The following is a 12,280-nucleotide window of genomic DNA, read 5'->3' on the forward strand; positions in this document are numbered from 1 at the left end:
ATTTAATTATTATTATAACACGAGTGCAGTATCGAAGCGGCAAAAAAAGAAATTTCAACATTGGGTCAGAAAGTTCGAATTGGATTTTAAATTAATATCTAAGCTTAAAAGCAACCTCTGCATTGAGAGATTAAAAATTAAAAAAATCAATAAGATATTATTTTTCTCCCTTCCGGTAGAGATTGCATTTTTGCTTACGCTGGTTTTTATTCCGGTTTTAAATATAGCCGTCAAACCTGCCGGATTGGTCAGTATCAATAATTCAGAGTGGTTTTTGATTAATAAAGATGGTGCCCGTGAATATCAGTATTTTGGCGGGAATACGCCAGCGTGGATAGTAAATAAAGATAACTGTTTATCTCCGGAAGAAATAAAATCAACCTTAGATAAGGATACGGTCACTATGATTTGTAACACCTTTGATAATAAATCAGACCAGGATTATCTTGTGAAATTAATAAAGGAACAACGATTGGTATATGGTTTTTTAGCTATAGTGATATTACTCGTATCAGTATTCCGATTTAAGTATATGCTGTTTTTATCATACACTCTGGATGCAAGAAAGATGCTGTTTAATAAAATAAAATTATATAAGAAACGGAAATAAATATATATCAGGTAAGGCATCCTCCCGGATGCCTTATGAATATAGATTACACATTAAACAGGAAATTCAGTACGTCGCCGTCTTTCACAATGTAATCTTTACCTTCTGCGCGCATTTTACCGGCTTCTTTTGCACCTTGTTCGCCTTTGTACTGGATGAAATCCTCAAATGCGATGGTCTGGGCGCGGATAAAGCCTTTTTCAAAGTCGGTGTGGATTTTACCGGCTGCCTGCGGGGCGGTTGCGCCGACAGGGATAGTCCATGCACGGACTTCTTTCACACCGGCGGTGAAATAGGTCTGCAGGTTAAGCAGGGCGTAACCGGCGCGGATCACGCGGTTCAGGCCCGGTTCTTCGATACCGAGGTCAGCCATAAACTCTTCGCGGTCACCATCCTCCAGCTCAGCGATATCGGATTCGATTGCCGCGCATACCGGCACCACAACTGAACCTTCTTTCTCTGCGATTTCACGCACCTGATCCAGATACGGGTTGTTTTCAAAGCCATCTTCATTGACGTTGGCAATGTACATGGTTGGTTTCAGGGTCAGGAAGCTCAGGTAGCGGATCGCCCCCATTTCTTCTTTATTCAGGTTCAGTGTGCGCAGCATCTGTGCGTTTTCCAGCAGCGGCAGGCATTTTTCCAGTACTTCCAGCTCCAGTTTCGCGTCTTTGTCGCCGCCTTTGGCGCGTTTCTGCACACGGTGGATAGCACGTTCACAGGTGTCGAGGTCAGCCAGCGCCAGTTCGGTATTGATGGTATCAATATCTTCTGCCGGGTTAACACGGCCGGAAACGTGAACAATGTTATCATCGTCAAAGCAGCGGACAACGTGGCCGATAGCTTCTGTTTCACGGATGTTGGTCAGGAACTGGTTACCCAGACCTTCACCTTTGGAGGCGCCTTTCACCAGACCGGCGATATCGACGAATTCCATGGTGGTCGGCAGAATACGCTGTGGTTTTACGATTTCCGCCAGTGCATCCAGACGGGCATCCGGCATCGGCACCACGCCGGTGTTCGGCTCAATTGTACAGAACGGAAAGTTCGCCGCTTCAATACCTGCTTTGGTCAGCGCGTTAAACAGCGTTGATTTCCCGACGTTCGGCAGACCGACGATACCACATTTGAAACCCATAAATTCTTCACCTTAAAAATGACAGCAGACCAAAACGGCCTGCAAGCACGTTAAATAATTGCCGCCGATTATACACGGTTACGGATAAACAGACGATACCTGCGGCTCACTGACCGGCTTTAAATGTATGCAGACGTGAAATGGCTTTTGCCATGCCGTCTTTCATCAGCACATCGGTGCAGCGCACAGCTTCATCGATGGTCTCATCAATCAGTTGTTGTTCGGAGGCGGGGGGCTTGCCCAGTACAAAACCGACAACTTTGCTTTTATCACCCGGATGGCCGATGCCGATACGCAGACGATGAAAGTTCGGGTTGTTACCCAATTTGCTCTGGATATCTTTCAGACCGTTATGACCGCCGTTGCCGCCGCCGAGCTTCATTTTTGCCACGCCGGGCGGGAGATCCAGCTCGTCATGTGCCACCAGAATTTCATCCGGGGCAATCTGGTAAAAACCGGCGAGGGCACCGACTGCTTTGCCGCTCAGGTTCATAAAGGTGGTCGGTACCAGCAGGCGGACATCATTCCCCTGAATATTCAGACGCGCGGTATAACCGTAAAACTTACTTTCTGATTTTAATGACTGATTATAACGGCGGGCCAGTTCATCCACATACCAGGCACCGGCATTGTGGCGGGTTTGGGCGTATTCCGCACCGGGGTTGGCCAGCCCCACAATTAATTTTATCTGACTCACACTTGTATCACTTGTTGTTCAGGCAGGTTTTGACTGCAAAGAGGGCTATTCTACCCGTCACCCGCGCGGAGTACAAAAGAAACGTCCTTCCCGGACGGATGTGACTATTTGTGCAATAATTTAGCGATGAATTATTAAGTTTCGCTTTTTGGCACAATAAGCCAAATAAAAAGTTTTATTTTTGGTCTATGTGATCTCATACGCAACATATACGTATCAATTCGGGCTATAATCTATGTCAAGAAGGAATTCCTACTTTCGTACTTTGAGTTGTTAGCAGACAAAAGAGTGACGGAGGTCCCTATGAAACGTAAATTATCCTTATTGCTCGGTAACCTGCTGATGGTTGTCGGTATGCTGTTGATGGTCGGCAGTATGGCCTTTACTGTCGGAGTCCTTATTTTTGCACTTCCTTTACCGGATATCTATTCTGAAGCCTCCCTGATGGGGATCTTTATCGGTGCCCTGGTGTGGCTGGGCGGAGCCGGTCTGAGCGGGCGCCGTGAATCCATTGCGGATAAATATTACTGGCTGCGTCATTTCCACAGCCGCTACCGCCGTCGGATGCCGTAAACGAAATATTATCGCTAACGGTTAAAATGCCTGCCAACAAAAAACCCGTTGTCTTCACAACGGGTTTAAGCACGCAATGTGTATACTGATTATGAAATCAGTGTTCGAACATCGCGGAGATAGACTCTTCATTACTGATACGGCGGATGGCTTCTGCCAGCATTCCGGATAAAGTCAGAGAACGGACTTTATTCAGTGCTTTGATTTCAGCTGATAACGGAATGGTGTCACAGACAATCACTTCATCAATCACAGAATCACGGATATTGTTGACCGCGTTGCCGGAGAAGATAGGGTGAGTTGCGTATGCAAACACACGTTTCGCACCACGTTCTTTCAGTGCTTCCGCAGCTTTGCACAGCGTGCCCCCGGTATCGATCATATCGTCAACCAGTACACAGTCACGACCGGCAACATCACCGATGATATGCATCACCTGAGAAACGTTCGCACGCGGGCGGCGTTTGTCGATGATAGCCATATCAGTGTCGTTCAGCAGTTTGGCGATCGCACGGGCGCGGACCACACCACCGATATCCGGAGAAACCACAATCGGGTTGTCCAGATCTTTCTGCAGCATATCTTCCAGCAGGATTGGGCTGCCGAAGACGTTATCAACCGGAACATCGAAGAAGCCCTGAATCTGCTCAGCGTGAAGATCCACTGTCAGCACACGGTCAACACCCACACTTGAGAGGAAGTCAGCGACCACTTTCGCGGTGATTGGCACACGCGTTGAGCGGACGCGGCGATCCTGACGGGCATAGCCGAAATACGGGATAACAGCAGTGATACGACCCGCAGAAGCACGGCGCAGTGCATCAACCATGACAACCAGTTCCATCAGGTTATCGTTGGTCGGCGCACAGGTGGACTGGATGATGAAAACATCACCACCACGCACGTTTTCATTGATTTGAACACTGACTTCACCGTCGCTGAAACGACCGATCGCAGCGTCTCCGAGGTTAGTGTACAGGCGGTTGGCAACACGTTGTGCTAGTTCCGGGATGGCGTTACCAGCAAAAAGCTTCATATCAGGCACGAGAAAAACCTCAGGCATGCGTCCAGAGAGATTGAATTGTGAACCTGAAAGCGTCCGGAGACGGAATCAGGGGCAATTACAGTAGACCAGCGCGGAACTGATGAAGCGGCGAAATGTTGACACCACGTGCCACAAAGCCCTTCACCCACGCCGGCGCGTTAATTAACACCTGTCGGGCGGCTGCCTGGTTTTCGAACTCTCCGAACACACATGCACCCGTACCGGTCAGGCGTGACGGAGTATATTGTAGCAGCCAGGAAAGAAGGCAATCAACCTCACGAAAACGTTTTCTTGCAATCGGTTCACAGTCATTTGCGTACGGAGCCTGTAATAATGCGGCCAGAGAGCGGATCGGCGTGTCGCGAATTAATTGCGGATCTGTGAAGATAAGCGGTGTCGGAACCGAAATTCCGGGGTGTGCAACCAGATACCAGCGTTCCGGCGGAGACGCAGGGTGCAGAATTTCGCCTATTCCTTCAGCAATTGCCGCGTGGCCCCGGACAAATACCGGGACATCCGCACCGAGCATCACACCCAGCTCTGCAAGCGTTTCGTCGGGTAACTGTAACTTCCAGTGATAGTTGAGAGCGATAAGCACTGTGGCAGCATTGGAGGAACCGCCACCGATACCACCGCCCATCGGCAGAATTTTTTTAACGGCAATATCCGCACCGGGTAAATCCGCTGTCAGGTGATGCTCCCGTGCATAAATCTGTAACAGACGGGCGGCGCGGATCACCAGGTTTTGCTCATCCGGTACGCCGGCAAGCGGGGTCAGCAGACGAATTTCACCGTCAGTACGTGGTGTAATTGTGACGCTGTCACCATAATCCAGAAACTGAAACAGGGTTTGCAGCGTATGATAGCCGTCCGCGCGGCGGCCTGTGATATATAAAAACAGGTTCAGCTTGGCGGGGGACGGCCAGGTCAGTGATGTCAGTTGAGTGTCCATGAATCCATTTTCAGCTTGATGCGGTTATCACCCTGTTCGATATCCAGGCGGTTCGGCAGTTGCGGGGAGACTTTTTCATCATAGGACTGATAAGTGACTTTCCACTTTTCCATGCCCTGAGCCCAGCTCAGCGCTTTCAGGTGATACTGATTGCTGATGGCATAGGACTGCGCGTCACCCGGCAGGCCGACAATCCACTGACGCAGATTTTCCATCGGGATAGTCATACCGGTCAGCTGGTAAATCATGCTGTCCGGATCATCACTGTAATATTTCTGACCTTTGTTATCGGTCAGCTGGGTCTGGCCGTCTTTGACAATCAGTTCCAGCTCGGTGCTGCCGACCGGGTTGGTGAGCAGCAGTTTGTAGTTGTCCGGGGAATACTGCTGCCAGAAGAAACGGGCATAGGTTTTCTGGGTGGTACCGATGTAGGCAAACGAGCCGCGCGTCTGATAACGCTGTAACTGATTTATTTGTTCTGTCTGTGCTTTCCAGCCGGCAGAGGTGGCGGAAACATCGCCTTTCTCTGTATTGTCGGGCAGGGTACAGGCGGCAAGTATCAGGCTGCACAGGGGCAGAAGCCGGATAAAGCGCGGTAATTGAATAGAGGCCACGTTGTAATTTCCTTTAACAACTTATAAAAGCAATAACAGTATTGTGCCTGTTTCAGTGGCTGTTTCCTACCTCTCTTACGCTGATTTACGCAATTATCCGCCCGGCTGACACGGCCTGTTGCGCACCGCATTACGTGCTTATTATCACTGTTTCCCGTTTAACGCTTTAATTGCGCGGGATCGGCTGCTAAAATGCATGCAGTTATCCTTAGTAAGGGTGTTGATTTCCGGTATACTTAACCGGTATTTTACACACTTACCCCGGTCTGTATTGCAGGATATGACTCTATTAGCTCTCGGCATTAACCATAAAACCGCACCTGTTGCCTTACGTGAGAAAGTGACTTTCTCACCGGACAGCATGGAAGCGGCATTAACCAATCTGCTCGAACAACCGTCCGTGAGCGGCGGCGTTGTGCTGTCTACCTGCAACCGGACAGAAATCTATCTCAGTGTGGATGAACAGAATAATCAGCGCGATCAACTGATTGACTGGCTGTGCCGCTATCACAACATCAACCCGCAGGAACTGATGTCCAGCCTTTACTGGCATCAGGATAATGAAGCTGTCAGTCATCTGATGCGGGTGGCCAGCGGGCTGGATTCCCTGGTACTCGGCGAGCCGCAGATCCTGGGGCAGGTCAAAAAAGCCTTTGCTCAGTCACAGACATACCGTTCACTTTCCCGTGAACTGGAACGCCTGTTCCAGAAATCTTTCTCTGTCGCCAAACGGGTGCGTACTGAAACCGATATCGGTGCCAATGCGGTATCGGTGGCGTTTGCCGCCTGTACCCTGGCGCGTCAGATTTTCGAATCCTTATCCAGACTGAATATCCTGCTGGTCGGGGCGGGGGAAACCATCGAGCTGGTGGCCCGTCACCTGAACGAGCACGGCGTAAAACACATGATGATCGCCAACCGTACCCGCGAGCGGGCCCGCGTGCTGGCGCAGGAAGTCAATGCAGAGGTGATCACACTGCCGGAAATCGACAGCCGGCTGGCGGAAGCGGATATTGTTATCAGCTCCACGGCCAGCCCGTTGCCGATTATCGGTAAAGGTATGGTGGAACGCGCCCTGAAAGCGCGCCGTAACCGCCCGATGCTGCTGGTGGATATTGCGGTTCCCCGTGATATCGAAGCCGATGTGGAAAAACTCAGTAACGTTTATCTCTACACTGTGGATGATCTTGAGGCGATTATTGAGCACAATCTGGCGCAGCGCCAGGTGGCGGCACAAAAGGCGGAATCCATTGTGGTGCAGGAAAGCGGGCACTTTATGGAATGGCTGCGCGCCCAGAGCGCGGTCAATACGATCCGCGAATACCGCGAACAGGCTGAAGAGATCCGCGCCGCCATGGCCGCAAAAGCCGTGGCACTGATTCAGCAGGGGCATGACCCGGAAGAGGTTATCAACCAGATGTCACAGCAGCTGACCAACCGCCTGATCCACTCACCAACCAAATCACTTCAGCAGGCCGCCGGTGACGGTGATACCGGTCGTCTGACTCTGTTACGCGACAGCCTCGGGCTGGAGCATCATTAACTTCCTCTATATATTTTTTAAGGTAGCAGACTACGAATGAAGCCTTCTATTGTCGCAAAACTGGAAGCATTGAAAGAACGTTATGAAGAAATTCAGGCGCACCTAGCGGACGCCGATGTTATCGCTGATCAGAATAAATTCCGTGCCTTGTCGAAAGAATATGCGCAGCTGACTGACGTTGCGAAATGTTTTGAAGCCTGGCAGACCATTCAGGATGATATCGACACCGCCCAAATGCTTCTTGATGATCCTGAAATGAAGGAAATGGCACAGGAAGAGCTGAAAGACGCAAAACTGCGGAATGAAACCTTAGAACAGGAATTACAGGTCTTATTACTGCCGAAAGATCCGGATGATGAACGCAACTGCTTCCTGGAAGTCCGTGCGGGCACCGGCGGCGATGAAGCGGCGCTGTTTGCCGGTGATCTGTTCCGTATGTACAGCCGTTATGCGGAATCACGCCGCTGGCGGATTGAGATCATGAACAGTAACGACGGCGAGCACGGCGGATATAAAGAGATTATTTTCAGAGTCACTGGTGAAAATGCCTACGGTAACCTGAAATTTGAATCCGGCGGCCACCGCGTGCAGCGTGTGCCGGAAACCGAATCCCAGGGCCGTATTCACACTTCAGCCTGTACTGTCGCGGTGCTGGCGGAAGTCCCGGAAGCGGAACTGCCGGATATCAACCCGGCGGATCTGCGCATTGATACCTTCCGTTCATCCGGGGCCGGTGGTCAGCACGTTAACACCACGGATTCCGCTATCCGTATCACTCATATTCCGACCGGGATTGTGGTGGAGTGCCAGGACGAGCGTTCGCAGCACAAAAACAAAGCCAAAGCACTCTCGGTGCTGGCCGCACGAATCAAAGCGGCGGAAGAGTCCCGCCGTCATGAGGCGGAAGCCTCTGAGCGCCGCAACCTGCTGGGTTCCGGTGACCGTTCGGATCGGATCCGCACCTATAACTTCCCGCAGGGACGGGTGACGGATCACCGTATCAACCTGACTCTGTACCGTCTGGATGAGGTCATGGAAGGTAAGCTGGATGCACTGATCCAGCCGCTGGTGAACGAATATCAGGCAGATCAGCTCGCCGCGCTGTCTGAGCAGGACTGATGACGTTCCGGACCTGGCTGGCAGAGGCTGTCAGCCGTTTAAGTCACAGCGACAGCCCGAAACGGGATGCGGAAATCCTGCTGACGTTTGTCACCGGCCGAACCCGCAGCTACATTATTGCTTTTGATGAAACCCCGCTCAGCGGGGATGAACAGCAGCGTCTTGAGGCGCTGCTTGTCCGCCGGGAGCAGGGCGAGCCGGTGGCGTATATCACCGGTGTGCGCGAGTTTTGGTCACTGCCGCTGGAAGTGTCTCCCGCCACACTTATTCCGCGTCCTGATACCGAATGTCTGGTGGAGGCAGCGCTGGAATTGTTACCGGCAGCATCCTGCGATATTCTGGATCTCGGTACCGGCACCGGCGCGATTGCGCTGGCACTGGCCTCTGAACGGCCGGATTGCCATGTGACCGGGGCGGATATCCAGCCGGATGCAGTGGCGCTGGCACAGCGCAATGCCGCCCGTCTGGGGCTGACGAATACAACCTTTAAAGAAAGTCGCTGGTTTGCTTCACTGCCGATTCATCAATTTGCTATGATAGTGAGTAACCCGCCATATATTGATGAGAATGATGAGCATCTGGTGCAGGGGGATGTCCGTTTCGAGCCGCGCAGTGCGCTGGTCGCCCCGCAGAACGGCCTGGCCGATCTGGCGGAAATCGCTGCGCAGTCCGCTCATTATCTGACACCGGGCGGGTGGCTGATTGTGGAACATGGCTGGCGGCAGGGAGACGCTGTCCGCGAACTGTTCCGGGAAAACGGATTTTACCGGGTGGAAACCCGCCGCGATTATGGCGGAAATGATCGGGTTACTTTAGGTCAACGGGAAGAGAAATGAAAAGCATTGCCGATTTTGAATTCAATGGTGCGCCGTTACTGAGCGGCATTATGTTAGTGTTAAAAACTGTCCGTCCGGATTTTGACCGGGAAAAGGCAGAAGCACACATCAATGAACTTATCCGTCAGACCCGTAAACGCCTCCCGCCGTATTCCGACGAACATACCTGTTTACAGACCCTGATCACACTCTTTTACCACAAATGGCAGTTCAGCGGCGCCAGCGGCGTTTATTCGCTGTCTGACACGCTGTGGCTGGATAATGTGCTGCGTACTCAGCGCGGCTCGCCGGTATCACTCGGCATCCTGTTTCTGCATATTGCACAGGCCATCGGTTTGCCGGTTGTGCCGGTGGTTTTCCCGACCCAGCTGATTCTGCGGGCGGATCTTGATGACGAAACCCTGTTTATTAACCCGATTAACGGCGATCTGCTGGATCAGCACACGCTGGATGTCTGGATTAAAGGCACAGTCAGCCCGGCGCATCACCTGACCGGGGATGATCTCGAAGAAGCCGAAAACAGCCATGTGGTGCGCAAATACCTCGACAGTATTAAAGTCGCGCTGATGGAAGAGAAAAAAATGGAGCAGGCACTGAAAGTCAGCGAAACCATTTTATTATTTGATCCGGATGACCCGTATGAAATCCGTGATCGCGGGCTGATTTATGCCCAGCTGGACTGCAGCCATATTGCAGTTTCCGATCTGAATTATTTTATTGAGCAATGTCCGCAGGATCCGGTATCTGAAATGATAAAAATGCAGATCCACACTTACGAACAGCAGCATATCGTTCTGCACTGATAAACGGATATCGTTTTACATATTTTCATAAACGCAATTTAATTGCCTCTGCCAAAAGGTTATACCATGCAACAGAAAGTCGTATCTATCGGGGATATTCGTGTCGGCAACGCGCTGCCGTTTGTTCTGTTCGGCGGCATGAACGTCCTTGAATCCCGCGATCTGGCGATGAAAATCTGCGAACATTACGTGACTGTCACGCAGAAGCTGAATATTCCGTACGTCTTCAAAGCCTCTTTTGACAAGGCAAACCGCTCTTCCATCAATTCTTACCGTGGTCCGGGCCTTGAGGAAGGGATGAAGATTTTTGAAGAGCTGAAAAAAACCTTCGGTGTGAAAATTATTACCGACGTTCACGAATCCTGGCAGGCACAGCCGGTGGCGGACGTGGTGGACGTGATCCAGTTACCGGCCTTCCTGGCGCGTCAGACTGACCTGGTGGAAGCCATGGCGAAAACCGGCGCGGTCATTAACATCAAAAAACCGCAGTTTATCAGCCCGGGGCAGGTTGGTAATATCGCGGAAAAATTCCGTGAAGGCGGCAATGACCAGATCATTTTATGTGATCGCGGTGCAAACTTCGGTTATGACAACCTGGTTGTGGATATGCTGGGCTTTAAAGTGATGGAAAAAGCCTCCGGCGGTTGCCCGGTGATTTTCGATGTCACACACTCCCTGCAATGCCGCGACCCGTTTGGTGCCGCATCCGGCGGTCGCCGTGGTCAGGTGGCTGAACTGGCCCGCGCCGGGATGGCAGTCGGCCTGGCCGGTCTGTTCCTGGAAGCACATCCGGACCCGGATAATGCCCGTTGTGATGGTCCTTCCGCGCTGCCGCTGGCAAAACTGGAGCCATTCCTGCAGCAGGTTAAAGCTATCGACGATCTGGTGAAAAGCTTCCCTGAGCTGGATACCGAATAATTTCCGATGCAGCTTCACACAGTCGTTAACATGTTCGGCGCTGATCTTCAGCGCCGTTATGGCGAAAAAATCCATAAAATCACCCTCCACGGCGGCTTCAGCTGCCCTAACCGTGACGGCACCCTCGGGCGCGGCGGTTGTACCTTCTGTAATGTGGCTTCTTTTGCGGATGAAAATGCACAGTATGATTCCATTGAGGAGCAACTGAGCCAGCAGTCCGGCAAAATCACCCGTGCCAAACGTTATCTTGCCTATTTCCAGGCCTATACCAGCACCTACGCGGAAGTTGAACTGCTGCGTGAGATGTATGAATCCGCACTGACTCAGGCCGATGTGGTGGGATTGTGTGTCGGTACGCGGCCGGACTGTGTGCCGGAGGCGGTGCTGGAGCTGCTGCAAAGCTATCAGCAGCAGGGCTATGAGGTATGGCTGGAACTGGGATTACAGACCGCCCATGATAAAACCCTGAAACGTATCAACCGCGGTCATGATTTTGCCTGTTATCAGGCCACCACCCGGGCCGCCCGTGAACGCGGGCTGAAAGTGTGTTGTCATCTGATCACCGGTCTGCCGGGAGAAACCGCAGCCGATAATCTCATCACACTTGAGCGTGTGCTGGAGACCGGCGTTGAAGGTATCAAACTGCATCCGCTGCATATTGTGGAAGGCAGCACCATGGCAAAAGCCTGGCGGGCGGGGCGCTTACCCACCATTTCCCTCGAAGAGTATGTCGCCACCGCCGGGGAGATGATCCGCCACACACCGCCGGACGTTATTTATCACCGCATCTGCGCCAGCGCGCGGCGTCCGACTTTACTGGCTCCGGACTGGTGCAGCAACCGCTGGCTCGGCATGAACGGCCTGTGGCAGTATCTGCTGGCAAACGGCGGCCAGGGCAGCGCAATCTGAGCGTGAATTACAGCCAGCGCCGTGTCTGCTGGCAATAGGCCGCCCAGTCCTGTTTAAATTTTCCGGCAAGGAATTTTTCTTCCTGCGGGATGCTGAACAGATCGGTGATCAGCCAGAAAATAAGGCCGCCGATGAGAAAATAGTAAGAGTGGGTCAGCAGAGCAAAGCCGATACAGGCAGTGGTCAGCGCGAGGTAGACCGGATTGCGTGACAGACGGAACGGTCCGCCGGTGATGAGATGGGTCGCTTCGCCGAGCGGGTTCGGCGTGGTGTTATGGCGGCGGAAATACACCAGTGATGCACCAATCCAGCCGAGACTTTCCAGCCCGATCAATATGGCTAAAATGCCGCTCCAGCCGCTGAACTGAATCACCAGTGCATCTTTGGCATACAGCCAGATGGCTGCAACGGCGTTGATAATCAGCCAGTTAAGAAAGGGAAGACGGAATACGGCCATGATTTTTCTCCGGTAACAGATAAAGAAACGGCGGACATTACGCCCGCCGCTCTGTTCATTATAGCC

The 12,280-nt window shown here is 52.0% G+C and carries 14 protein-coding genes; 8 read left to right on the top strand and 6 right to left on the bottom strand.

Annotated elements, in window-relative coordinates; genetic code table 11:
• Positions 1 to 610: DUF6216 family protein (locus tag GN208_RS10085; RefSeq protein WP_243828353.1), on the top strand; the 610-nt coding region annotated here is incomplete at its 5' end.
• Positions 611 to 656: 46 nt separating this feature from the next.
• On the opposite strand, the gene ychF is transcribed toward GN208_RS10085, so the two are convergent.
• Both ychF and pth read right to left on the bottom strand, forming a co-directional pair.
• A complete protein-coding gene (gene ychF / locus GN208_RS10090) occupies positions 657 to 1,748 on the bottom strand; it encodes a redox-regulated ATPase YchF (protein WP_004237332.1) in 1,092 nt (363 codons plus the stop codon).
• 106 nt (positions 1,749 to 1,854) lie between these two features.
• On the bottom strand, positions 1,855 to 2,445 hold the full coding sequence (gene pth, locus GN208_RS10095; RefSeq protein WP_004239475.1) for an aminoacyl-tRNA hydrolase: 591 nt from the start codon (positions 2,443 to 2,445) through the stop codon (positions 1,855 to 1,857).
• Positions 2,446 to 2,748: 303 nt separating this feature from the next.
• Between pth and GN208_RS10100 the strand changes: the two genes are divergently transcribed.
• Positions 2,749 to 3,018 (top strand): stress-induced protein YchH, encoded by a 270-nt coding sequence (locus tag GN208_RS10100; RefSeq protein ID WP_004237330.1) that lies wholly within the window; start codon positions 2,749 to 2,751, stop codon positions 3,016 to 3,018.
• A 97-nt stretch (positions 3,019 to 3,115) separates the two neighbouring features.
• Here GN208_RS10100 and prs read toward each other — a convergent pair whose 3' ends face one another.
• The 3 genes from prs to lolB form a co-directional block, all read right to left on the bottom strand.
• On the bottom strand, positions 3,116 to 4,063 hold the full coding sequence (gene prs, locus GN208_RS10105; RefSeq protein ID WP_004239474.1) for a ribose-phosphate diphosphokinase: 948 nt from the start codon (positions 4,061 to 4,063) through the stop codon (positions 3,116 to 3,118).
• A gap of 76 nt (positions 4,064 to 4,139) precedes the next feature.
• Positions 4,140 to 5,015 carry a 4-(cytidine 5'-diphospho)-2-C-methyl-D-erythritol kinase gene (ispE, locus tag GN208_RS10110; RefSeq protein WP_004237327.1) on the bottom strand — a complete coding sequence of 292 codons (876 nt, stop codon included), beginning with the start codon at positions 5,013 to 5,015 and terminating at the stop codon, positions 4,140 to 4,142.
• A complete protein-coding gene (gene lolB / locus GN208_RS10115) occupies positions 5,000 to 5,620 on the bottom strand; it encodes a lipoprotein insertase outer membrane protein LolB (RefSeq protein WP_032098297.1) in 621 nt (206 codons plus the stop codon). The genes ispE and lolB overlap by 16 nt, the downstream gene beginning before the upstream one ends.
• A gap of 289 nt (positions 5,621 to 5,909) precedes the next feature.
• Here lolB and hemA point away from each other — a divergent pair, with 289 nt between their 5' ends.
• The 6 genes from hemA to GN208_RS10145 all read left to right on the top strand — a co-directional run bounded on the left by hemA (position 5,910) and on the right by GN208_RS10145 (position 11,757).
• Positions 5,910 to 7,172, top strand: a complete 1,263-nt coding sequence (gene hemA, locus GN208_RS10120; RefSeq protein WP_015422676.1) for a glutamyl-tRNA reductase — start codon at positions 5,910 to 5,912, stop codon at positions 7,170 to 7,172.
• A 36-nt stretch (positions 7,173 to 7,208) separates the two neighbouring features.
• On the top strand, positions 7,209 to 8,291 hold the full coding sequence (prfA, locus tag GN208_RS10125) for a peptide chain release factor 1 (protein ID WP_004237324.1): 1,083 nt from the start codon (positions 7,209 to 7,211) through the stop codon (positions 8,289 to 8,291).
• Positions 8,291 to 9,127, top strand: coding sequence for a peptide chain release factor N(5)-glutamine methyltransferase (gene prmC, locus GN208_RS10130; RefSeq protein WP_004237323.1), 837 nt, complete (start codon positions 8,291 to 8,293; stop codon positions 9,125 to 9,127). Before prfA ends, prmC begins: the two co-directional genes overlap by 1 nt.
• A complete protein-coding gene (gene sirB1 / locus GN208_RS10135; protein ID WP_004237322.1) occupies positions 9,124 to 9,930 on the top strand; it encodes an invasion regulator SirB1 in 807 nt (268 codons plus the stop codon). The genes prmC and sirB1 overlap by 4 nt, the downstream gene beginning before the upstream one ends.
• A gap of 66 nt (positions 9,931 to 9,996) precedes the next feature.
• The gene (gene kdsA / locus GN208_RS10140; RefSeq protein ID WP_004237321.1) at positions 9,997 to 10,848 is read left to right on the top strand and encodes a 3-deoxy-8-phosphooctulonate synthase; all 852 of its coding nucleotides are present in this window, start codon (positions 9,997 to 9,999) and stop codon (positions 10,846 to 10,848) included.
• 6 nt (positions 10,849 to 10,854) lie between these two features.
• Positions 10,855 to 11,757: a TIGR01212 family radical SAM protein gene (locus tag GN208_RS10145; RefSeq protein WP_015422677.1), complete on the top strand. Its 903-nt coding sequence runs from the start codon at positions 10,855 to 10,857 to the stop codon at positions 11,755 to 11,757.
• A 7-nt stretch (positions 11,758 to 11,764) separates the two neighbouring features.
• Here the strand turns inward: GN208_RS10145 and GN208_RS10150 are convergent, their stop codons facing one another.
• Positions 11,765 to 12,214 (bottom strand): isoprenylcysteine carboxylmethyltransferase family protein, encoded by a 450-nt coding sequence (locus GN208_RS10150; protein ID WP_004237319.1) that lies wholly within the window; start codon positions 12,212 to 12,214, stop codon positions 11,765 to 11,767.
• Positions 12,215 to 12,280: the final 66 nt, after the last annotated feature.

Origin of the sequence: Morganella sp. HSTU-ASny43 (assembly GCF_022819185.1) — a bacterium.
GTDB lineage: Bacteria > Pseudomonadota > Gammaproteobacteria > Enterobacterales > Enterobacteriaceae > Morganella > Morganella morganii.

Bases quoted from the DNA above. Each gene is read 5' to 3' on its own strand.
- sirB1 (WP_004237322.1), top strand. From the start codon at position 9,124: ATGAAAAGCATTGCCGATTTTGAATTCAATGGTGCGCCGTTACTGAGC.
- GN208_RS10145 (WP_015422677.1), top strand. From the start codon at position 10,855: ATGCAGCTTCACACAGTCGTTAACATGTTCGGCGCTGATCTTCAGCGC.
- ychF (WP_004237332.1), bottom strand. From the start codon at position 1,748: ATGGGTTTCAAATGTGGTATCGTCGGTCTGCCGAACGTCGGGAAATCA.
- kdsA (WP_004237321.1), top strand. From the start codon at position 9,997: ATGCAACAGAAAGTCGTATCTATCGGGGATATTCGTGTCGGCAACGCG.
- prfA (WP_004237324.1), top strand. From the start codon at position 7,209: ATGAAGCCTTCTATTGTCGCAAAACTGGAAGCATTGAAAGAACGTTAT.
- GN208_RS10150 (WP_004237319.1), bottom strand. From the start codon at position 12,214: ATGGCCGTATTCCGTCTTCCCTTTCTTAACTGGCTGATTATCAACGCC.
- hemA (WP_015422676.1), top strand. From the start codon at position 5,910: ATGACTCTATTAGCTCTCGGCATTAACCATAAAACCGCACCTGTTGCC.
- prmC (WP_004237323.1), top strand. From the start codon at position 8,291: ATGACGTTCCGGACCTGGCTGGCAGAGGCTGTCAGCCGTTTAAGTCAC.
- GN208_RS10100 (WP_004237330.1), top strand. From the start codon at position 2,749: ATGAAACGTAAATTATCCTTATTGCTCGGTAACCTGCTGATGGTTGTC.
- ispE (WP_004237327.1), bottom strand. From the start codon at position 5,015: ATGGACACTCAACTGACATCACTGACCTGGCCGTCCCCCGCCAAGCTG.